This window comes from Pontibacter akesuensis (genome assembly GCF_001611675.1).
Lineage (GTDB): Bacteria > Bacteroidota > Bacteroidia > Cytophagales > Hymenobacteraceae > Pontibacter > Pontibacter akesuensis.
In genome coordinates, this window is the sequence record NZ_CP014766.1 from 3,404,055 (window position 1) to 3,424,889 (window position 20,835).

18 protein-coding genes and 3 tRNA genes are annotated in these 20,835 nt (G+C 53.0%); 15 read left to right on the forward strand and 6 right to left on the reverse strand.

The window, feature by feature from the left end; translation table 11 throughout:
* Positions 1-164: 164 nt before the first annotated feature.
* Positions 165-1,484, reverse strand: coding sequence for a toxin-antitoxin system YwqK family antitoxin (locus A0W33_RS14400; RefSeq protein ID WP_068840151.1), 1,320 nt, complete (start codon positions 1,482-1,484; stop codon positions 165-167).
* A gap of 265 nt (positions 1,485-1,749) precedes the next feature.
* A complete protein-coding gene (locus tag A0W33_RS14405; RefSeq protein WP_068838835.1) occupies positions 1,750-2,934 on the reverse strand; it encodes an acetyl-CoA C-acyltransferase in 1,185 nt (394 codons plus the stop codon).
* Between the two features lie 300 nt (positions 2,935-3,234).
* Between A0W33_RS14405 and A0W33_RS14410 the strand changes: the two genes are divergently transcribed.
* A complete protein-coding gene (locus tag A0W33_RS14410) occupies positions 3,235-3,663 on the forward strand; it encodes a hypothetical protein (protein ID WP_068838836.1) in 429 nt (142 codons plus the stop codon).
* A 174-nt stretch (positions 3,664-3,837) separates the two neighbouring features.
* Here A0W33_RS14410 and A0W33_RS14415 read toward each other — a convergent pair whose 3' ends face one another.
* The 3 genes from A0W33_RS14415 to A0W33_RS14425 form a co-directional block, all read right to left on the reverse strand.
* Positions 3,838-4,446, reverse strand: a complete 609-nt coding sequence (locus tag A0W33_RS14415; protein WP_068838837.1) for a CHRD domain-containing protein — start codon at positions 4,444-4,446, stop codon at positions 3,838-3,840.
* Positions 4,447-4,927: 481 nt separating this feature from the next.
* Positions 4,928-5,878 (reverse strand): hypothetical protein, encoded by a 951-nt coding sequence (locus tag A0W33_RS14420; protein ID WP_068838838.1) that lies wholly within the window; start codon positions 5,876-5,878, stop codon positions 4,928-4,930.
* A complete protein-coding gene (locus A0W33_RS14425) occupies positions 5,875-6,846 on the reverse strand; it encodes a VWA domain-containing protein (RefSeq protein ID WP_068838839.1) in 972 nt (323 codons plus the stop codon). The genes A0W33_RS14420 and A0W33_RS14425 overlap by 4 nt, the downstream gene beginning before the upstream one ends.
* A gap of 337 nt (positions 6,847-7,183) precedes the next feature.
* Here A0W33_RS14425 and A0W33_RS14430 point away from each other — a divergent pair.
* The 3 genes from A0W33_RS14430 (at position 7,184) to A0W33_RS14440 (ending at position 7,607) form a co-directional block, all read left to right on the forward strand.
* Positions 7,184-7,270 (forward strand) — tRNA-Ser (locus A0W33_RS14430).
* A 120-nt stretch (positions 7,271-7,390) separates the two neighbouring features.
* A tRNA-Pro gene (locus tag A0W33_RS14435) sits at positions 7,391-7,464 on the forward strand.
* A gap of 69 nt (positions 7,465-7,533) precedes the next feature.
* Positions 7,534-7,607: transfer RNA gene (locus tag A0W33_RS14440), tRNA-Arg, on the forward strand.
* Positions 7,608-7,999: 392 nt separating this feature from the next.
* On the opposite strand, the gene A0W33_RS14445 is transcribed toward A0W33_RS14440, so the two are convergent.
* Positions 8,000-8,902, reverse strand: a complete 903-nt coding sequence (locus A0W33_RS14445; RefSeq protein WP_068838840.1) for a magnesium transporter CorA family protein — start codon at positions 8,900-8,902, stop codon at positions 8,000-8,002.
* Between the two features lie 421 nt (positions 8,903-9,323).
* On the opposite strand from A0W33_RS14445, the gene A0W33_RS20950 reads away from it, so the two are divergent.
* From A0W33_RS20950 to A0W33_RS21260, 11 genes are all read left to right on the forward strand, one after another.
* Positions 9,324-9,560, forward strand: coding sequence for a hypothetical protein (locus A0W33_RS20950; protein ID WP_139237263.1), 237 nt, complete (start codon positions 9,324-9,326; stop codon positions 9,558-9,560).
* A gap of 423 nt (positions 9,561-9,983) precedes the next feature.
* Positions 9,984-10,343, forward strand: a complete 360-nt coding sequence (locus A0W33_RS14455) for a hypothetical protein (protein WP_068838842.1) — start codon at positions 9,984-9,986, stop codon at positions 10,341-10,343.
* A gap of 102 nt (positions 10,344-10,445) precedes the next feature.
* Entirely contained in the window at positions 10,446-11,099 is a 654-nt protein-coding gene (locus A0W33_RS14460) for a DedA family protein (RefSeq protein WP_068838843.1), read from the forward strand.
* A 45-nt stretch (positions 11,100-11,144) separates the two neighbouring features.
* Positions 11,145-13,082, forward strand: a complete 1,938-nt coding sequence (locus A0W33_RS14465) for a KUP/HAK/KT family potassium transporter (protein WP_068838844.1) — start codon at positions 11,145-11,147, stop codon at positions 13,080-13,082.
* 103 nt (positions 13,083-13,185) lie between these two features.
* Complete coding sequence (locus A0W33_RS14470) at positions 13,186-14,901, forward strand: amino acid permease (protein WP_068838845.1); 1,716 nt, start codon at positions 13,186-13,188, stop codon at positions 14,899-14,901.
* A gap of 30 nt (positions 14,902-14,931) precedes the next feature.
* Positions 14,932-15,291 carry a hypothetical protein gene (locus A0W33_RS14475; protein WP_068838846.1) on the forward strand — a complete coding sequence of 120 codons (360 nt, stop codon included), beginning with the start codon at positions 14,932-14,934 and terminating at the stop codon, positions 15,289-15,291.
* A gap of 131 nt (positions 15,292-15,422) precedes the next feature.
* The gene (locus A0W33_RS14480) at positions 15,423-16,913 is read left to right on the forward strand and encodes an amino acid permease (protein ID WP_068838847.1); all 1,491 of its coding nucleotides are present in this window, start codon (positions 15,423-15,425) and stop codon (positions 16,911-16,913) included.
* Positions 16,914-17,170: 257 nt separating this feature from the next.
* Entirely contained in the window at positions 17,171-17,692 is a 522-nt protein-coding gene (locus A0W33_RS14485) for a hypothetical protein (RefSeq protein ID WP_068838848.1), read from the forward strand.
* 108 nt (positions 17,693-17,800) lie between these two features.
* Complete coding sequence (locus A0W33_RS14490) at positions 17,801-19,126, forward strand: MFS transporter (RefSeq protein ID WP_068838849.1); 1,326 nt, start codon at positions 17,801-17,803, stop codon at positions 19,124-19,126.
* Positions 19,127-19,163: 37 nt separating this feature from the next.
* The gene (locus tag A0W33_RS14495) at positions 19,164-20,585 is read left to right on the forward strand and encodes a dicarboxylate/amino acid:cation symporter (protein WP_068838850.1); all 1,422 of its coding nucleotides are present in this window, start codon (positions 19,164-19,166) and stop codon (positions 20,583-20,585) included.
* 58 nt (positions 20,586-20,643) lie between these two features.
* Positions 20,644-20,775 (forward strand): hypothetical protein, encoded by a 132-nt coding sequence (locus tag A0W33_RS21260; protein ID WP_262502127.1) that lies wholly within the window; start codon positions 20,644-20,646, stop codon positions 20,773-20,775.
* Positions 20,776-20,835 lie beyond the last annotated feature (60 nt).

Below are 20,835 nucleotides of genomic sequence, written 5' to 3' on the forward strand. Positions count from 1 at the left end.
TAAGTTTGTTCTAGGAGTTGCGTTGTTAACAGAACGTGTACATCTGTTGGCGCGGAAGTATAAAAAGGACATACTGTTTTAGCTCCGGAAGCTACTAAATAAAATTCTATTTAAACAGAAAAAGCACCCAATCACGGGTGCTTTTTCTGTTGATGCCCTTAGGCCTATTTCTCTTTTTCTTCCAGCACTTCCCCGTTTCGGTAAACGCGGGTTTTGATTACTTTGCCCTCGGGGTTATGATACTTCCAGTTGCCGGTTTCGCGGTTGTTGCGGAACTGGCCCAGCACCTCTATTTTGCCGTCCTCGAAATAACCTTTGTAGGGCCCGAAGCGGCGTCCGTCTTTATGGTCGGTTTCTGATTTCAGCTTACCTGATGGATAATAAGTGTAGCTGATGCCGACAATTTTATCATCTTTATACACCTTTTTCTCCTCTACCTGCCCATTCTCATAGTAGGTAAGTCGTTCTCCTGTTTTCTTGCCGGCCGTGAAGTTTTCGCTGAGTTGTACTTTTTTACCCGGGGCATCATAGTATACTTTCCAGATGCCGTGCTTTTTCCTGTCTTTCAGCTGCTCCTCGGCCTGCAGGTTGCCGGAAGGAAAGTAACGGGATGTTTTGCTGTCGGAGCCATTGTTGCTGGCCGTGGTTTCCTCTACCAGTTTGCCGTCTTCAGAAAAGTACTGCGCCGTGCCGTTGATCTCGCCATTTTTATAGGAGATAATGCTGCGTGGCTTGCCGCTCTCGAAGTATGATTTTGCCTGGCCCTGCATTTTGCCGGCGGCAAAGCTGCCTTCGGTGCTTAGCTTGCCGCTGCGGTAATAGCTCTTGTAGCTGCCCTGTTTCTGGCCCGCCACGTTTTCCACCTCCGTCTGTACCTGCCCGTTATCGTAGTATGTTTTATAGGAGCCCTCCAGCATGCCGTTGCGGTAACTGGCTTCCGACTCCAGGTTGCCGTTGGCATAGTAGGTTTTGGCTGGCCCGTTCTGCTTGCTGTTCCTGTAGGTAATGTCCGACTTTAACTTTCCCGAGGGGTAATACTCGCGCACAGCTCCCTCCGGAAAGCCGTTAACAAACTCAGTCTCCTTTTTGAGCGTGCCATCATCGAAGTATGTTTTAAAGAGTTTGCTTTGCTGATCGTTCTCGTAAAAGCCCTCCTGCAGCAACTTCCCATCTGCCCGATACGCTTTGTAAGGCCCCTGCTTCACATCCAAAACATAACCTACCTGCAGCTTCGGCTGGCCGTCCGGGTAAAACTCAGTGTACACGCTGTCTTTCTTGCCTTCCACGAATTTTATAAACGCTTCGCGCTCACCAGTGGGATAATAGCGGTTGTAATAGCCCACGATAGCGGAGTCCGGGGTAATGGTGTATACTTCCTTTACCTGTGTGTACGCCTCGTCGTGATAAGTAGTGACTTGCTGTTGGGCAATGGATGCGATGGGGAGCAGGCCCAAGGGAAGTAAAAAGGTTAGTAGCTTGTGCATAGTTATAAACGGTGAACGTATATGTTGTGAAGCCTTGTCAGAATCAGGGTTTTCCGGATGCGTAAGTATAAACAGGATTTCGGGTGCAAACATTCCAATGGCGCCGTTGCCAGTATGCATGATAAGGAAGGTTGTCCCTGTTTTATACTTCCCTCGGCCACCGGCTATACAATACTTCACCCTAAAACGCTGTAAATCTACATACAAAAAAGAAGCCTTACGATTAACGCAAGGCTTCTATCAAATTGTATGCCCGAAGGCTGAATTACATTTTCTCGATCACAATGGAAGAGGCGCCACCGCCACCGTTGCAAATACCGGTCACGCCGATCTTGCCACCTTTCTTGTCCATCACGTTGCAAAGCGTTACCAAAATGCGCGCACCAGAGGCCCCGAGCGGGTGGCCTAAAGACACAGCACCGCCGAATACGTTCACGTTGCCGCCTTCCAGCTGCAGCTTTTGGTTGTTGGCAAGCGATACCACAGAGAATGCCTCGTTGATCTCGTAATAATCTACATCAGAAGCATCTACGCCGGCATTTTTAAGCGCCTTCGGTATAGCCAGTGATGGGGTAGTGGTGAACCAGATCGGATCCTGCTCGGCATCGGCAAAACCCAGGATGCGGGCGATTGGCTTAAGCCCCAGCTCCTCTGCTTTCTCCTTGCTCATCAGCACCACTGCCGCGGCACCGTCGTTCAGGGTAGAGGCGTTGGCAGCGGTTACAGTGCCTTCCTTGTCAAATACCGGGCGCAGGCCAGGGATCTTATCGTAGTTTACTTTTCTGAACTCTTCGTCCTCCGACACCACAATAGGGTCTTTGCCACGCTGCGGGATCTCCACCGGAACAATCTCGTCTTTCAATAGGCCGGCCTCTGAGGCTTCAGCGACTTTCTTGTAGGAGTTGATAGCATACTCATCCTGCTGCTCCCGTGTAATCTTCATCTCCTTAGCCGTGTTCTCAGCCGCATTGCCCATGTGGAAATCGTTATATACGTCCCACAGGCCGTCTTTCAGCAAGCCGTCCGTCATCTGGCCGTGGCCTAGCTTGGCGCCGAAGCGGGCTTTCTCCAGGTAATAGGGCACGTTGCTCATGCTCTCCATACCACCAGCCACAACCACATCTTTGTGACCCAGCATAATGGCCTGTGCGCCAAACATTATGGCTTTAGAGCCAGAGGCGCAAACTTTGTTTACCGTCGTGCACTCTACCTCATATCCCAGTCCGGCAAACACAGCCGCCTGGCGGGCAGGGGCCTGTCCTACGTTGGCAGATATTACGTTGCCCATGATTACTTCCTGTACTTCGCTTTTGTCTACACCGGCTCTCTCCAGTGCTCCTTTTATGGCAGCGGCACCGAGTTGTGTAGCCGAAAGGCTGGCTAATACGCCGCCAAATGAACCGATTGGCGTACGAACCGCCGAGATGATATATACTTCTTTGGTTTGCATGGTTTGATTAGGATTTATTCTGATATGTTGTGAAGTTACTGGGATTTGTTCTCAAAACCAAACGTTCGTTAGCCTGGTCAGGTTGTGGTCAGGCTAACCAAACGAAGGCGTTCTGCTTTGTTACGGCCACTTGCGGCTACTTTTTAAAGCTACCGGTGAAACTACCGGTGGTTTACTTAGTGTTTTACGATGCTCCCGTAAAATAGCTATGGAAGCAAAATTTAAACTTGTTCCAGGCAGTTGTTTACACTGGTAAAGCTGAAGTAAGCTAAAGTACAGGTTCTATAACCTTTCAGTCGTGTGGGAGACACCGTTCCTTTCGACAGCAGCCTGACGGTACTTGCTGCCCTTTCAGCAATTATACTTGCAGCTTACCTCCGGAAAACCAGCAAGGTAGCCGTCAAAAGCGTTCTGAAGGTGATAATCGGAATCGGGGGCTTCTGGCAGCTCTACAACTGGATTGCTCATCTTATTGCCGTGTCTCTTGTAAACGTGCAGCGACTGGAGACGGGCAGTTTCACTTACTCCTTCCACTTCTACAGCCTGATGCTGATGGGCATAGTTTTCGCTGGCATGAGTGCACTGGTGCTTTACTATTTCCTGCAGATGACCAAAGACAGAAACCGGGCTATGCCGAAGGTAAAGCTTCTCTGTGCTGCTGTGATTGTATTGAGTTTGCCTATAGCCCCTACAAAACCCGTCGGGCTGTTGCGGGCATTTCCTCTGTGATCATACTGGCCACCATGGCTGCTACCCGGAAACAGTGGAACACGCCAAAAGAGCAGGAGCGAACTGCTGAAAGGCCGCAGGTGGTGGCATAAGAATGGTACCACCACATACAAGCAAAAGGGCCTGAACGTTGTCCAGACCCTTTTACTGATATATTTACTAGCGGAACGCTGCTTATTTCTTCTTGCCGTTGTTGGCGTTCATTACCATACCGCAAGCTACTGGCAAGGTGGCAAGGTATTCTCCATCAACCGTCATACCGTGTAGCACGATTACCCTGTTTTGCAAAGGGCGCAGGTCAGCAGTCATGTCGAAAGTCTGCTTGTAATCTATTGTTCCATCAGGAGCAGTTGGGAACGGTGTAAGCGATAAAAGCACCGGTCCGTAAGAAGGAAGTCCCTCTGCAAGTTCAATCAAACCATCTCCGTCCATATCAGAACTCATGTCCGGACAGGTGGCGTTTCTGTTGTTTTCAACAAAACCGTGAATATGCTGTGGGTGCAACTTGTTCGGCTCCAACCCGCTTGCCTGGATATGCACTTCCAGTTTGTCGCCCATCAGGGTTAAAGTGGCAGTACCACTAACGCCGGAGTTGTTCAACTCATTCAGGTTAACGGTATAAACCTTGTTTAAATTAAATGACTTGCTTTGATGTGCAGCTTGCGCGTTCTGGGCAGAGAAGTCTGCATCTGGCGAGATATCAGACTGCTCGCAGGCCGTAAAAGAGAAAGCAATAGCTGCAGCAGCAACGAAAGTTGTTGGTCTAGAAAAGAAATTTTTCATATCGTTTAAATTTGATTAGTTGTGATAAATGATTTAAGATGAAACACTTACGGTAGGCTTTTCGACAGGAAAATTAATAGTGCCGCAGGAGGTGGTGAAAGTCTGTTTTATGGTGGGGAGTGTTCCTCTTTACTTAGCGAATAAAAAATCCAGTATAATCATATTACTATATTGTTGTAACATCATAGTTTGGCCAACTATAAACTAAAGAAAGATTTAGGAAGTCAGAGGGATAGGCGGGAAGGTGTGGCAGCAAGTACCCTGCTTACGAGTAGGTGGAATGAGTTCGGCATATCTGAGCTTTCGCCTCGCAGCGTGCTACTCGAACAAAATTTAATATGCGCTTACAACATTAAGATATAACAGAATGAAGTACCCTTTTGTAGTGCTAAATATGGCTGTCTGCCCTTGTCACGTGAGACAGGCATCAAGAGTGAGGTTCCTACACAAGTATAAATAACCGCAGGGGCAAAAGCGGTTATTACCAGTCGGGCTTGCTGGGATCAGGGGCTGTAGTGGCTTTTTTTGGCAGTTGCTGGATGTACTGCAGTTCAGCATTGCGCATGGCATCGAGCAGCAGTTTCGCCTTTTCAGGGCTCATATTCGCCTGCTCCAGCCTGGAGCGTCGTGTTTGGGCTCTCTGGTCGGCAGCCGATACTGATTCTGCATTGCTGCTGCGAGGTCCGTTTGGGTCAAAGGAGCTGTTTTGGTTTTGGCCCTTTGTGTCTCCCGCCGTTGAGCCGACAGCTTCTTCGCGGTCTCTGTTACCTGCCGGGTTGTCTTGTTCGCTGGCGCCGGCATTCTGCTGTTGTGCCCCAGTAGGGTCCTGCTCAGGCTTCTCTACCTCTTCCTGCCGGTCTCCCTGTGGATCCGGGTTCTGCTTTGGCTGCGGCTCGATGTTTTCCTCTGCCGGGGGCGGCGACTGCAAACCGTCAGGTTCCGCCGGAGTTTCCTCTTTTGGGGCGGGTGCCTGTTCTTCCTCCTTGGCGGCCTCGGGGTGCAGCTCCAGGTACTTTTTTAAAAGCTCGTAATTGTAGCGGGCCTCCTCATTTTCGGGCTCTGTAATCAGCGACTGGCGGTAGAGGGAAAGGGCACGTTTATACTTCTTCTGCTTGCTGAAAAGGTTGCCGATCTGCAGTTGGGTGAGCGAACGGAGGTGCTGTGTCGGGTGGTTGGCCAGCAGTTGGTATGCCGCCAGTGCCTGCGGGTACAAGCCTGCCTGGTAATAGGAGTGGGCCAGGTTCAGCTGCAACTGGTCGTCCTTTACCTCCAGGTCGTGCAGTAGATACTCATAGGCGGCAATGGCCGCCACATAATCTTCCTGGGTATAGAAGCGGGCTGCTTTCTGCACATACTCGTTTGTGCGTGAAACAGACGAAATGCCTCCGCTGAAGATGCTGATGAGGAACAGGACCAGGAAGAGCGGCTTCATATCCGGATAAGTTTTACGGTGATGAAAGCATCAAGCAAAATCAGTACCAGTGCCAGTGCCAGGGGGTACACATACTTGTTTGCGGTTACGTCTATTGTTTTGCTCTCGCGCAGCTCGCCCTCAATTTTGTTGATCGCGCTGATCAGCTTGCTTACCTCACTCACGCGCTCATTTACCTCATAGTAGGTGCCACCCGTAAGCTCGGCCAACTGCACCAGCGGCTCCGGGTTCAGCCGTGAAAGCACCACCCGTCCATCTTCGTTCTTCTTAAACCCATTGTCCACAGGTATGCGGCTCCCGTCTGTCGTGCCAATGCCGACTGTGTACACCCGTATGTTTTCTTCTTTCAGCTCCTGCGCCAGTTTTTCTACCTCGCCTCCAAAATCCTCCCCATCGCTTAGCAATACCAGCACCCGTGCCTTTTGCTCCTCAGCCTTGGGGTTTTCGTCCTGGCGCAGCTTCTCCAGCGTTAGTCGCAGCAAAGGGGCGTAGTCGGTGCCAGAGTGGGGGAGCAGCGTTGTGCGTAGGGTCTGAGTATACAGCTGCAGGGCGTTCTGGTCGTAGGTGAGGGGGCTCTGAACGTAAGCTTCGTCAGCAAACACAATCAGGCCAATACGGTCGGAGTTAAAGCGCCTAACGAGCCGCATGGTTTCCATCTTAGCCTTTTCCAGCCGCGAAGGCTGCACATCGGTGGCATCCATGGACTTGGATAGGTCCACAGCAATGTACAGGTCTTTGCCAATGGTTTTGATCTCCTTCTTCATCGCCCCGAACGAAGGCCCGAGGATGGCTACCACCAGCAATCCAGCGTACAGCAGCCGCAGCACAAACTTTACCCATACACCGTGCGGCCGCTGCTTAAAGAACAGGGCCACCCGGCGCACGCGCAACAGATAGCCCACGTAGAGCACCACGAACAGGGTGCCGAACAGGACCTCAAGCAGGGTTAGGGTTTGATACCAGGTCATTTTTTACAGTAGGCAAGCCGAAATGCTATGAATAAAAAACTTGCCGGCACAAATATACGAAACGGACGCATACGAACCTGCTGCTGCCTTTATGCTACAGCCGGTAGAGCCGAAATAACGCCTGTGTGGGCAAAAGCAGGTATAAAGCTGGATGGAGTAGGCGGAAGGTGAAAATATTTCAAAAATTTTAGTTTCGGCAAGTTTTGCTGTATCAGGTACTTAAGCCGGAGCGGCAGTGGAAAGCACATTATTTAAGCAGAATTTACGCGGGAGGTGTTGCTATATTATGCGAGTTGTAGTATGTTTGCATTCTCTTTAGCAGGAAGAGTAAACCACTGGAGAGGTGGGTGAGTGGCTGAAACCAGCAGTTTGCTAAACTGCCGTACTCGTAAGGGTACCGGGGGTTCGAATCCCCCCCTCTCCGCTGTAAGATGATGAAATAAAAAAGTTGAGAAACTTTTTGCAAGTCAGAAATCTTCACTTAACTTTGCACCGCAATAAGGCAGAAGGGTTGAGAAACCAGAAGCTTTAAAGCAAAATAGTTCGGGGTGTAGCGTAGCCCGGTATCGCGCCACATTTGGGATGTGGAGGTCGTAGGTTCGAATCCTGCCACCCCGACTACAAAATTTCGGAAGCAATTCCGAAATTTTTTGTTTACGGGAAGTTCACCGCTTTCCGCACAAGACTGGTCTCGTAGCTCAGCTGGATAGAGCAACTGCCTTCTAAGCAGTAGGTCTTTGGTTCGAATCCAAACGGGATCACATTTAACGGTATAAAATGCCTCTTTACAGCTTGTAGAGAGGCATTTTTTATAGCGTGTGCAGTATTTACTGCACACGATGCTGGAATATTGCAAAATTGCTGCACACGCAATCGAGCTTCAGAATGGGTATATTATAAATGATAGTCAGCTACTGAGTATTAAAATTTCTTCATGAATCAACACACATGAAGTACAGTTATAAATCTTAGTCATTTAAAAGCCGACAGGAACGAATTCTCCTCTCCGCAGTACGCGCAATATTGGGGAGCAAAGCGCAATACGAATTTTTTAGCCTGTTGCTCCGCTTGCTGAACGTTTTAGATATCATAAGCCCTCCCGGAACGGAACATGCTATGGCTCATCTTTCTGTGTCGTATGCCATCTGCTCTACTACAGCCAACCTTTTCTTCTGAACCACTGGTAGATAACCAGGGTCACAAGCCCCATAAGGGCGAGCACTGCCGGATAACCATACCTTTTCTCCAGCTCGGGCATAAATTCGAAATTCATGCCGTAGATGCCCACAATGAACGTTAGGGGCAGGAAAAAGGCGGAAAAGATGGTAAGCACTCGCATTACCTCGTTTGTTCGCTGGGAGGAGAGCGAGATATACGTGTTGATCAGGTGATTAGTGCCGTCGTTGATTTCATCGAACTGCGTCATCAGGTGGACGTACAGGTCCTTCAGGTCCTGCATTTCCGTAGGCTGAAGACCCTTCAGCTGCATGCTGCTTAGGATTACTTCCGAGAGGCGGAGGACCCGTCTACACACGGTGGCCTTGCGCTTAAGGTGGTAGAGCCCTCTTGTCAAGGGAGGCATTTGCTGGTTCAGGAAAGTTTTCGCCTCGTAGTAGTCCAGCTCCTCGGCCAGGCTGTGGGCCGGGGCCACATACGTTCTTAGGGCGGCTTTGAGGAGCTTGGGTAGCAGGTCAGCGGTTGTCTGAACCTGTGCCGCCCCGACATACTTTTCCTTGACCCCATCGATGAGCCCGGTGGGAAGGCGGTGGATCGTAATTAGAAATTCCTTGGAGTAGAAGAGGGCGATCTTATTGGTAAGCTCCTGTATTGTGTCGGCCTCCCGGTGCGCCTCGCTGTCAAAGACGCGTACAATCATGAAAACGGCCAGGCCGAAGTCCTCATACTTAGGCAGGTGCTCGGGCTGGAGGGCGTCTACGACAGAAGAACGGTGCAGCCCGAACTGCTCGGCCACCTCCTGCAGTTCCTCAGCTGAGGGGTTTTCAAAATCAATCCATTGCCAGCCGGAGCTCTCCAGCGAAACAAGCGTTCTTTTCATAAGATAGGCACTATCAAACCAGGTGCAATATAGCACAAACGAAATTATAGCCTCGGCCACTACCACCTTCGGCACTTTACATTAGGTGCTGCGGCTACGCGCTACCGGGTGGATACCTTCTAGCGCAGTATCCATGCCCTTGCTTTACACCTGGAGCAGGACCGAGGCATTACCTTTGTTTATTTGAAGTGTCGGCTGCAACGATTCTGTCAGCGGCTTTTCGGCCCGTCTTGGGCTAGCCGGGCGGGGATGCTTTCTGTGCGGTCGAAAGGCTTCGTAGCGCTTCGATTAATTCTTGCTCTTTCGTGTGTGTTATGTCCAGTCGCTGCGCGATGCTGCCTGTATGGGAAGAAATTTCCAGTGTCTTCACGGTGGAAAAGTAGAAGAGCGCGCAAAAGACGGGCAGGCTTGCTAGGGCAAGGTGAACGCCCTCCGCTCTTCCGGCCAACTGGGACAGCAGCGCCAGCGTAAGGGCTGCTGCCACCTCGATGAGCCAGGAGGCTCGCCGGCGGTGTACCACATCGCAGCCGACGACGTGCCGGAGGAAAACGTGCCGGGTGTACATGTTAGTCGCCTCTTCCGTCCGCTGACAGACGCGCAGGTTGGTCAGCACGATCTCCCCTCCCAAGGCAGTGAGCACTATTTCTTCTCCCTTTAGTAAATGCATGGGGTCTAACTGTGATTTTAAGGCCTTAACCGTTAATGAATTGCTAGGAGCCTAAAAAATGAAATCGAAGTGTACCATAAAACAGGCTCCCGCAACTTTTCAAAATAATACTGCTTTTCTTGTCGAAGGGATATTATATGCTTGAAAATAAATGAATTACCGTGGGATGCATAGCCGGTACCATTCCCGTTTTAGTACATCAACGCGTTGTCTTTCCACTGATCCATTAATATGATACGGCTTTGTTTTATAAGTCGAATAGGCTTTTTTGTGCAAGGTCTGGCTTGGGTTTCGAAAAAGAATGTACTCACCCCGGGGGAGTGACCACCTGTCCCAAGTTCTGTGGGAGTCCGTGCTAAAAATTATTAATGCGCTGCTGTTGCTTTAGATAGAGCTAAGCGCTTCCTTTGCTGCATGATACCCACAGGCATGCCTTTCCTGAAAAAGCTGACACTCCTACTCACCGTGCTGCTGTGCAGTGTGCTGGTGCTGGGCTTGCCTGTCGTTTCCCAGGCGGCAGTCCCCGGGGATCTTTCAGTTATAAGTGCCGTTGACAATGATGAGGACGTTCCTTTCGCATTTAATGCCGGTGAGACCACTCCTGGTGATCCTGAAGGGGTGCTGCAGCTGGATAAAATGGTTTTCGGCCTCCTTTTCAAAGCTATCCTGCAGCAGGTTCACCCCGAGCAAAGCAACTCGACCGCCCTGCCTCTTCAGCATCAAACGGCCCTTAGGCTTTACAGTCTAACTTCCATTCTCACAAAAGGCCCCTAGTCCCTTTTCCTATCCTCTTTTACGGGTATTGGCGCCTGTTTCCCTATAGGGGAGCTGTGTGGCCTGTCCTGCTATCTTATCATTTTATTTAAGGGTACGTGTATGGAGCTGTTAGGGCACCTGGTCGATTTTGTGCTGCACATCGATCTTCATTTAGTGGACCTGTTGCGGGAATACCAAGATTGGATCTACCTCATTCTTTTTCTTATCATCTTCTGTGAAACGGGCCTGGTGGTTACTCCGTTCCTGCCGGGGGATTCGCTGCTGTTTGCCATCGGTGCCCTGGCGGCCCTACCGGCTTCCGGGTTAAATGTGCTGTGGCTTCTGGGCCTGCTTATCGTAGCTGCCGTTCTGGGTGACTCCTTCAACTACCTGACGGGCATTAAGCTGGGCGGCCGGTTCTACAGCAAGGACAAGTGGTTTCTCAAGCAGGCGCACTTGATGCAGGCAGAGCGGTTTTACGCCCGATATGGCGGCCGTACTCTTATCTATGCCCGCTTCATTCCGATCGTGCGCACCTTTGCGCCCTTTGTGGCGGGCATGGGCAGGATGAACTACAGGCGCTTTCTCTACTTTAACGTGGTAGGCGCACTGCTCTGGGTTGTCTTCTTTATCCTAATCGGGTATATGTTCGGCAACATGCCCATTGTCCGGAAAAACTTCTCCCTTCTGGTGCTGGGCATCATTGGCATTTCGATGCTTCCCCCTGTGCTCACGGTTCTACGGCAGCGGTTCAGTCCATCAAAGCAGGTCTAACGGCTTTAAAAAAAGAAGCTTCTACTATTTATCCTTTTTAAAAGTATGTCATCTAAAGCGCCGGCTGTTACATCGGCTGGATTGTTGATTTCACTGGGCATCATTTACGGCGACATCGGCACTTCGCCGCTGTACGTGATGAAGGCTATTGTTGGAGACGCACCCATCTCTCAGATACTGGTGTATGGGGGCATCTCCTGCGTCTTCTGGACCCTGACCCTGCAGACGACGCTGAAGTACGTGCTACTGACGCTGCAGGCCGATAACAACGGCGAGGGCGGCATTTTTTCCCTGTACACGCTGATCCGCCGCCGGGCAGCCTGGCTCATCGTGCCTGCCATGCTGGGAGGCGCCGCGCTGCTGGCGGATGGCATTATCACGCCGCCGATCTCCATCTCCTCGGCCATCGAGGGCCTCCGGATTCTGTATCCGGACATACCCACTGTGCCCATCGTGCTTGCGATACTGACGGTGCTGTTTCTGATGCAGAGCTTCGGGACGCAGGTGGTGGGCAAATTGTTTGGCCCGGTGATGCTGCTCTGGTTTTCCATGCTGAGTAGCCTGGGATTGTTTTCGTTGCTGCAGTATCCTGAGATCCTGAAGGCACTCAACCCTTTCTACGCCTACCAGCTGCTGGCAAACTACCCGGGTGGGTTCTGGCTGCTGGGGGCGGTCTTTCTCTGCACAACCGGTGCTGAAGCGCTTTACTCGGACCTGGGGCACTGCGGCCGCCCGAACATCAGGCTAAGCTGGACGTTTGTTAAGAGCTGCCTGTTGCTCAATTACCTGGGTCAGGGAGCTTGGCTCATGACACTGGAGAGGCAATACCTGAGCCAGAACCCTTTCTATGGAATCATGCCTTCCTGGTTTCTACTGCCGGGAATAGCCATTGCCACCCTGGCGGCCATCATTGCCAGCCAGGCACTTATATCAGGTTCTTTCACCCTTATCAGCGAAGCGATCCGCCTCAACCTGTGGCCGCGGGTAAAGCTCGTGTATCCCACTAACCTGAAAGGGCAGCTTTATATTCCCAGCATAAACTGGTTGCTATGGCTGGGCTGTGTGGGTGTGGTGCTGTATTTCAGGGAGTCCGAGAATATGGAGGCCGCCTATGGTCTGGCCATCACCATGGCTATGCTCTCGACCACCATTCTTATGGCGTACTACCTCTACGCTAAGTATAAGTCAAAGTCCGTTTCTGTCTTGTTCCTGGCAGTTTACCTGGTGATAGAATGTTCTTTTCTGATTGCCAACCTTAGCAAGTTCCCGCATGGAGGCTGGGTCTCTTTGCTGATCGCCTTGCTGCTACTGGGTGTCATGTACACCTGGATCCGTGCCTTCCACATCAAGCGAAGCCTGACTGAGTACGTGCGCCTGAAGTACTATGTGCCGGCCCTGCAGGAGCTAAGCGCCGATGCCTCTGTTCCCAAGTATGCCACACACTTGGTCTTCATGACAAGCGCACCTGACCCGAAGAAGCTGGAGTCAAAAGTGATTTACTCCATCTTCCAGAAACGACCGAAACGAGCGGACATATACTGGTTCATTCATGTGGATACGACCGATGCGCCTTACACCGCCGAGTACAAAGTTCGCCACATAGCGCCTGGAGATGTGATCCGGATTGACTTCAAACTCGGCTTTCGGGTAGAGCAGCGCATTAACCTGTTTTTCCGGAAAGTGGTGGAGGAGTTGGTGGAGAAGGGGGAGGTGGACATCACAAGCCGGTATCCGTCCCTGAGCAGGCAGCACCTGATAGGCGACTTCAGGTTCGTGGTACTGGAAAAATACCTTTCCGTGGAGAATGACCTGCCGTTTGTGAAGCGGGTGATCATGCAATGGTACTTCAGCATCAAGGAGTTCACCAGCACAGAGGCCAAGTGGTTTGGACTCGACACCAGCTCAGTGAAGGTGGAGAAGGTGCCTTTAATCATACGGCCGGCTAAACTGCCCGACCTGACCAGAATTCCAACGACAGCATGAAGAACGGATTTTCTACCCCGGAACAATTTTACGATGCACACGCAATAGGGATATTAATATGAAACAAGCACAAGCAGTAAAGCAAGGCGCTAGGAGTAATCACATGCAGAACCTTACCCGCCGCAAAAGTGTCGCGGCACTGCAGGCGGACTATGCCACGGCAGGTGATGTGCACGGCAACGACCTGGTGCGCACGCTCCGCCTGCGAGACCTGGTAGCCTTTGGCATCGCCGCCATCATTGGTGCCGGCATCTTCAGCACCATCGGAAATGCCAGTGCCGCCGGTGGGCCGGGTGTCTCGCTGCTTTTTATCTTCACGGCTATCGCCTGCGGTTTTTCGGCCTTGTGCTATGCGCAGTTTGCCTCTACCATTCCTGTGTCCGGGAGCGCCTATACGTACGCCTACGCCACCTTCGGTGAGTTGGTCGCTTGGATTATTGGGTGGGACTTGCTCATGGAGTATGCTATCGGCAACATCGCCGTGGCCATCTCCTGGTCAGACTATTTTACAGCCGTTCTGCGTGGTGTGGGGCTGGGCATACCGGAGTACCTGACCATGGATTACCTAAGCGCCATGCGTGGCCACGAAGCAGCACAGGGAATGCTGGCGCAGGGACAGGCCTTCGTCTCGCTGCCGACGGGGATGCAGCAAGCGTTTAACGCCTGGCAGCAGGCACCTGCTCTCGGTGGGATACGGCTTGTGGCTGACTTTCCGGCACTCGCCATTACGGTCCTTATCACCTATCTGGTTTACATCGGCATCAAGGAGTCAAAACGGACGGCGAACATCCTGGTGCTGCTGAAACTGATCGTCATTCTGCTGGTCATCACGGTAGGGGCGTTTTATGTGCAGGCAGATAACTGGACACCGTTTGCGCCAAACGGGATAACGGGTATCCTGAAAGGCGTATCGGCCGTCTTCTTCGCTTACATCGGGTTTGATGCCATCTCCACCACCGCCGAAGAATGCGAGAACCCGCAGCGGGACCTGCCAAGGGCGATGGTGTACACGCTTATTATTTGCACGGTGCTGTATGTGATACTGGCGCTGGTCCTCACGGGTATGGTCCCTTACACTGAGCTGGCCGTTGGCGATCCGCTTTCCTTTGTGTTCGCGCGCGTAGGTCTTGATTTTATGGCAGGAATCGTAGCTGTCAGCGCCATTATTGCCATGGCCAGCGTATTGCTGGTGTTCCAGTATGGGCAGCCCCGTATCTGGATGGCCATGAGCCGGGACGGCTTGCTGCCGGGTGCCTTCTCCCGCATTCACCCAAAGCACAAAACACCCTACTTTGCCACCATCGTTACGGGTATTGTGGTGGCTGTGCCTGCCCTGTTCATGAACCTGACAGAGGTAACGGACCTGACAAGCATCGGAACCCTCTTTGCCTTCGTGCTGGTATGTGGCGGTATTCTGGTCCTGGACCACAGGCAGGGCACAACACAGGCCAACAAAGGGTTCAAGGTTCCCTACATCAACGGCAAGTTTGTACTGCCCTTTATACTTGCGGCGCTTTCAGTTATACTGCTGCACTACAACACGCAGGCAATCGACTCGTTCTTCATCCTCGCCGGTGGTTGGGACGCGCTACAGCACAAGTTGCCGATGCTGGGGTTCCTGGCAGTGGTGGCCGTGATGACAGTGCTCACCTTTCGAAAGAACCTATCGCTTATTCCGGTGCTGGGACTGCTCACCAACCTGTACCTGATGTCGGAGTTGGGCATCACCAACTGGAGCCGCTTTCTAGCGTGGCTGGCACTGGGTCTTGTGATCTACTTTGCCTACGGCTACCGCAAAAGCAAGCTGAACATCCGCTAACCAGACAGGGCACCGAATAACCGTTTCCCCATGAGAAAACAGAAAGGCCTCGTACTGCTTCTACTCCTGCTGATTGCGGGTGTGTGGGGGTGCCTTTCTGTTTCCAGCCCTGAAGGTGGTGATCTTCATCAGGCCAATGTTAAAGCCACCAGCCAGGAAGAAAACCATTTTAGTCCGGAAGAACAGGGAAAGTCCATTGCCTGGTCCGAGCCTACCGCGCCACACGGCAGAACAGTTCACACGGCGGATAACCAAAACCCATACTTGCTTGCAGGCGGCGGCTCTTCTCCCTTCATACTTGACAGGCACAGCGCCTGCATCACATTCAGCGTTGCCTTTGGTATTTCCACTTTAACGACGCAGTTCAGAATACTCCCCAACGCCCCTTAGATAGAAATAAATGGTTGCGTGGCGGTAACATTAACCGCCATTATTCACCTGATGCACTGTCACAGGTGTGGCTTGTCTGGCTTTCGCATAAAGGCCGGACGAGCGATGTATCATCATTTCAAATCTACAAAATGACTAATAATCTATTTGCGACAAAGTCTGTCGAAAAACTAATAAGTGAATCCGAGGGCGGGGAGCACGGCTTGAAGCGCACCCTCACCGCAACCAACCTGACCATGCTGGGCGTGGGCGCCATTATCGGGGCGGGCATTTTTGTGCTGACGGGTACGGCAGCAGCGAACGCAGCCGGGCCTGCCATCGTTATCTCCTTCCTGATCGCCGGTTTGGGATGCCTCTTCGCGGGGATGTGCTACGCTGAGTTTGCCTCTATGCTCCCGGTGGCAGGAAGCGCCTATACGTACGGCTACGCCACACTGGGGGAGTTCATCGCCTGGATCATCGGGTGGGACCTAATTCTCGAGTACCTGTTCGGTGCCGCAACCGTGGCCGTGGGCTGGAGCGGCAACTTCGTGAGCCTGCTCGGTTCGCTTGGAATTACCGTTCCGGCTGCCATCGCCGCCGCACCGCTTGCCTACGATGGAAGCTCTTTCGAAGCGACAGGAGCCCTCATCAACCTGCCTGCCGTCGTGCTGATTCTCGTCATGACAGGGCTGCTGGTTGTAGGGATACAGGAGTCAGCCAAATTCAACAACATCATTGTAGTGGTGAAGGTGGTGATCGTGCTGCTTGTCATCGGCTTTGGGTTTGAGTATGTTGATTCTGCGAACTGGGAGCCTTTTATCCCAGGTAAGGAGATTCTGACAGATGGCAGCACCCGCTACGGGTGGAAGGGCGTGGTGGCTGGTGCTGCCATTGTGTTCTTCTCCTACATTGGCTTTGATGCCGTGAGCACCGCGGCGCAGGAGGCAAAGAACCCGCAGCGCGACATGCCTATCGGAATGCTTGCCTCCCTGGGGGTTTGTACGGTGCTCTACATCCTGATGTCACTGGTTTTAACCGGAATTGTACCTTACGAGTCCCTGAACGTGCCGGACCCTGTACTGGTAGCCCTGGCGGCGGCGGGGCCTGGCCTGAAATGGCTTTACTTCCTGACAGGTGTTGGTGCTGTGGCTGGTTTGGCCTCAGTTGTACTGGTGATGCTGATGGCCCAGCCGCGCATTTTCTACTCCATGAGCCGGGACGGCCTTCTTCCCGCACTGTTCGGTAAGGTGCACCCCAAGTTTAACACCCCTTATGTACCCACTATCATTACGGGCGTCGTGGCTGCGATCGTGGCCGGTATTTTCCCAATTGGCCTGCTCGGTGAGTTGGTAAGCATCGGCACGCTACTGGCCTTCGTCATTGTGTGCGCCGGCATCATCGTTCTGCGCCGCACAAGCCCTAACCTGAAAAGGCCCTTTAGAACACCTTTCGTGCCGCTTGTTCCGGTGCTTGGAATCCTGATCTGCGGGTATATGATGGTGAACCTGGGGGTGGATACCTGGCTGCGGCTCATCGCCTGGATGGCCATCGGCGTTGCCATCTACTTCCTTTATGGAAGAAAACACAGCAAACTGCAGCAGCAGCCGGAGCCGGAACAGCCCAAAGTGATGGTCGGCTAAAGCTTGGACAGGGTGCGGCCGGGGCCTTTAAATTTTTAGACCGGCCGTGCTTTCCTGGCGCGCACTTTTAACGCATGAAGCATGGAGCTTGTAAACCTGTTCATCTTCCTTTCGCTGCTCACGCTGCTTGTCCTGTACTTTCGCCGCACCGGCGGGAAAAAGTAGGAGGTGCACTGCTGCAGGAGCTGTGGTGGCAATAAAATCAAAGCAAAAGGCCGGCGCTGAGCCGGTTTTTATAACATTTAAACTTATATCAAATGGACTTGAATTCAATAGTCATAGGGGTAGTCATACTGGCACTGTTAGCGGTGGCGGCAATGTATTTCGCTTTCAATGAGCGGCGTAAATCAAACGGGCGCTTAAGGCAGTTCACCGATCTGGGTGCCCAACACGGGCTGGAGATCTCCCTGTGCGACTTCTGGCATCCCGGTCATGCCATTGGCATTGATACTTCTAAAAAGCGGCTTCTTTACGTGAAAGCATCTGCTGAAAAGGAGGAAGTGATTACTGTCGATTTGTCCGATGTCAGGAACTGCAGTCTGCTTCACGAGTACCGGGATCAAAACGGCACCAGGGTGATCGACCTCATTGGCCTGCACTTCACATTCCGAAGCAGCAAAGCTCTACAGACACTGTTGTTTTACAGCAGGGAAGAGGACCTGCACCTAAGAGAGGAACTCCAGCTTGCTGAGAAGTGGAAAGGCATTGTGTGCTCCAGTCTACCCGGCACAAGTGAGGGAGCCGCCGCTGACAAGCGACCCCAACCGGTAACACTTTAAGAAAAGCCACCTGTTTCCCTAAGCAGCTCCTTAAGTATAGAACCCAAGGTAACGGGATCATTCTTAAGGAGCGCTTAAAACAAATGCGACAATAAAAACATAGCAAAGATGCCAAATACAAAGACTAAGTCTAACATTGAGATCCATCCGCACAAGGTAGGCGCATACCGTTGGGTTGTCTGCGCGCTTCTGTTTTTTGCAACGACTATCAACTACCTGGACAGGCAGATCATCGGTTTGCTAAAGCCGGCGCTGGAGGTGCAGTTCAACTGGACTGAGAGCGACTACGGGACTGTGGTGATGGCCTTCGCCGCTTCTTATGCGGTGGGGCTGCTGCTGTTTGGAAGGCTTATTGACAAAATCGGCACGAAGCTGGGGTACGCGATCTCCATTGTGGTTTGGAGTCTGGCCGCCATGTTCCATGCCGCCGCCAGGAGCACCCTCGGGTTTGGCATCGCGCGTGCTGCCTTGGGCCTGGGCGAGGCGGGAAACTTCCCGGCAGCCATCAAAGCAGTGGCCGAGTGGTTCCCCAAAAAGGAACGGGCGCTTGCCACAGGCATCTTCAACTCCGGGGCCAACATCGGGGCGGTGGTCGCCCCGATTCTGGTGCCGTGGATCCTGGGTGTTTACGGCTGGGAGATGGCCTTTATCGCGACGGGTGCCGTGGGCTTTGTGTGGCTGGTGTTCTGGTGGGTGCTCTACGAGATCCCCTCCCGCCAAAAGCGCCTGCAGAAGGCAGAGTACGATTATATCCACAGCGACAGCGAGGCTATACCGGATGAAACGGCAGACACGACGCCGGTAAAGTGGTCAAAGCTGCTGACGGTGCGGCAAACGTGGGCCTTTATCGCGGGTAAGTTTTTAACCGACCCCATCTGGTGGTTCTTCCTGTTTTGGCTGCCTTCCTACTTCAGCAGCGTCTTCCAGCTGGACCTCTCAAAGCCAAGCCTGCACCTTGCGGTCGTCTACACGGCCACTACTATTGGCAGTATTGGCGGCGGTTACCTGTCCTCTTATTTTATTGGCAGGGGGTGGCCAGTATTTAAGGCCCGCAAAACTGCCATGCTGCTTATCGCCCTCTGCGTGGTGCCCATCGTGGGGGCGCAGTTCACCACCGACCTGTGGACGGTGGTAGGCCTGATCAGCCTGGCTGCCGCCGCGCACCAAGCCTGGAGCGCCAACATCTTCACGACAGCCTCTGACATGTTCCCGAAAAGAGCGGTGAGCTCGGTGGTGGGCATAGGCGGCATGGCCGGCTCCCTGGGTGGTGTGCTTTTCCCGCTCTTCATAGGCTTTGTGCTCGATCACTACAAGTTCCTGGGTAAACTGGCCGAGGGTTACAATATCATCTTTGTTGTCTGCGGATGTGCTTACCTGCTGGCTTGGCTGGTTATGCACTTCATCACCCCGCGCATGAAGCCGGTACAGTTGTAATGCCTGCGCCTGAATTGGAGATCACAACTCACTGTATATGAAAAAGTCTTTATTACCGATGGCGGCGCTGCTAAGTATAACTGTGGCGGCCATCCTGACTGTACTGCAGCAGTACAGCTTTATTTCACTGCCGGCAGAGGTGCTGATGGGCGTGCGTTGGGCAGTAGTGGGCGTTTTGCTGCTCTACGGCCTGCAGAAGCGCTCCCTCACCACCTGGATCTTGGTCAGCATGGTGGTGGGCTGCGCCATCGGCTACGACTTCCCCGGGTTTGCCGTCAGCCTGAACGTGCTGAGCAAGATCTTCCTCAAGCTGATCAAGACCATCATCGCCCCGCTTATCTTCGCCACGCTGGTGGTGGGCATTGCCGGCCACTCCAACCTGAAGCAGGTGGGCAGCATGGGTTGGAAAGCCATCCTGTACTTTGAGATCGTTACCACGCTGGCCCTGTTCATCGGCCTGGCCGCCATCAACATCAGCCGCGCCGGCGTGGGCATAGACCCGGGACTGGCGCAGAGCCAGGAGGAGATCGCCCCGGTGGCCGCGCAGAGCACATCCGACATCATCCTGCACGTGTTCCCCGAGAACATCGTGAAGTCCATATCCGAGGGGCAGGTGCTGCAGATTGTGGTGTTCAGCGTCCTGTTCGCCATCGGCCTTGCCATGGTGGGCGAGAAGAAGCGCAAGCCGATGCTGGACTTCTGCGAGAGCCTCTCCGAGACCATGTTCAAGTTCACCAACATCATCATGTACTTCGCCCCGATCGGTGTGGGCGCCGCCATTGCCTACACGGTGGGGCACATGGGCTTCGGCATCCTGCTGAACCTGTTCCAGCTGCTCATCACCCTCTACGTGGCCCTGATCGTCTTTGCGGTGGTGGTGCTGCTGCCGGTGGCCCTGATCGCCCGCGTGCCGATCGTGCGTTTCCTGAAAGCCATCTCCGGCCCGGTGTCCATCGCCTTTGCCACCACCAGCTCGGAGGCGGCCCTGCCGCGCGCCATGGAGGAGATGGAGAAGCTGGGCGTGCCGCGCAAGATCGTGGCCTTCGTTATGCCTACCGGCTACAGCTTTAACCTCGACGGCACTACCTTGTATCTGGCCCTCGCCTCCGTTTTCGTGGCCCAGGCCGCGGGCATCAACCTGACGTGGGAGCAGCAGCTGGTGATGGTGTTCACCCTGATGCTGACGAGCAAAGGCGTGGCCGGTGTGCCGCGCGCCTCCCTGGTGATCCTGCTGGGCACCGTGGCCTCGTTCAACCTGCCGGTGTGGCCGGTGTTCGCCATACTTGGCATCGACGAGCTGATGGACATGGCCCGCACATCGGTGAACGTGACCGGTAACTGCCTTGCCACCGCCGTAGTGGCCCGCTGGGAGGGCGAGTTCCACCCGGAGCGCGAAGTAGGCCTGGTGGAAACCTCGAACCCGGAGATACTGGAAACAGAAGGGGAGAAGGTGCGTTAGATAATTTTTTTGAAGCCCTGGTCAGGGCATATGTTGATACACCATACACAAACCTGCTATGGAGCTATTAATCCTAAGTCTGATGCTGGCACTCACTGCCGTTTCTTACCTGATTTACAGGTTGTACATCAAGCCCAAACGCCGTCGCCGTAGCACGGGTGTTCTGGATAAGCATAAGCGCAAGCTGTGACGGCACTCCACTAAGTTAGTCTGTGCATTAAATTTTCCCCATGTCCCCGAGACGCTGTGC

Coding starts and splice junctions, on each gene's coding strand:
- A0W33_RS14400 (WP_068840151.1), bottom strand. CDS start 1,484: ATGCACAAGCTACTAACCTTTTTACTTCCCTTGGGCCTGCTCCCCATC.
- A0W33_RS14405 (WP_068838835.1), bottom strand. CDS start 2,934: ATGCAAACCAAAGAAGTATATATCATCTCGGCGGTTCGTACGCCAATC.
- A0W33_RS14415 (WP_068838837.1), bottom strand. CDS start 4,446: ATGAAAAATTTCTTTTCTAGACCAACAACTTTCGTTGCTGCTGCAGCT.
- A0W33_RS14420 (WP_068838838.1), bottom strand. CDS start 5,878: ATGAAGCCGCTCTTCCTGGTCCTGTTCCTCATCAGCATCTTCAGCGGA.
- A0W33_RS14425 (WP_068838839.1), bottom strand. CDS start 6,846: ATGACCTGGTATCAAACCCTAACCCTGCTTGAGGTCCTGTTCGGCACC.
- A0W33_RS14445 (WP_068838840.1), bottom strand. CDS start 8,902: ATGAAAAGAACGCTTGTTTCGCTGGAGAGCTCCGGCTGGCAATGGATT.
- A0W33_RS14455 (WP_068838842.1), top strand. CDS start 9,984: ATGATACCCACAGGCATGCCTTTCCTGAAAAAGCTGACACTCCTACTC.
- A0W33_RS14460 (WP_068838843.1), top strand. CDS start 10,446: ATGGAGCTGTTAGGGCACCTGGTCGATTTTGTGCTGCACATCGATCTT.
- A0W33_RS14465 (WP_068838844.1), top strand. CDS start 11,145: ATGTCATCTAAAGCGCCGGCTGTTACATCGGCTGGATTGTTGATTTCA.
- A0W33_RS14470 (WP_068838845.1), top strand. CDS start 13,186: ATGCAGAACCTTACCCGCCGCAAAAGTGTCGCGGCACTGCAGGCGGAC.
- A0W33_RS14475 (WP_068838846.1), top strand. CDS start 14,932: ATGAGAAAACAGAAAGGCCTCGTACTGCTTCTACTCCTGCTGATTGCG.
- A0W33_RS14480 (WP_068838847.1), top strand. CDS start 15,423: ATGACTAATAATCTATTTGCGACAAAGTCTGTCGAAAAACTAATAAGT.
- A0W33_RS14485 (WP_068838848.1), top strand. CDS start 17,171: ATGGACTTGAATTCAATAGTCATAGGGGTAGTCATACTGGCACTGTTA.
- A0W33_RS14490 (WP_068838849.1), top strand. CDS start 17,801: ATGCCAAATACAAAGACTAAGTCTAACATTGAGATCCATCCGCACAAG.
- A0W33_RS14495 (WP_068838850.1), top strand. CDS start 19,164: ATGAAAAAGTCTTTATTACCGATGGCGGCGCTGCTAAGTATAACTGTG.
- A0W33_RS21260 (WP_262502127.1), top strand. CDS start 20,644: ATGGAGCTATTAATCCTAAGTCTGATGCTGGCACTCACTGCCGTTTCT.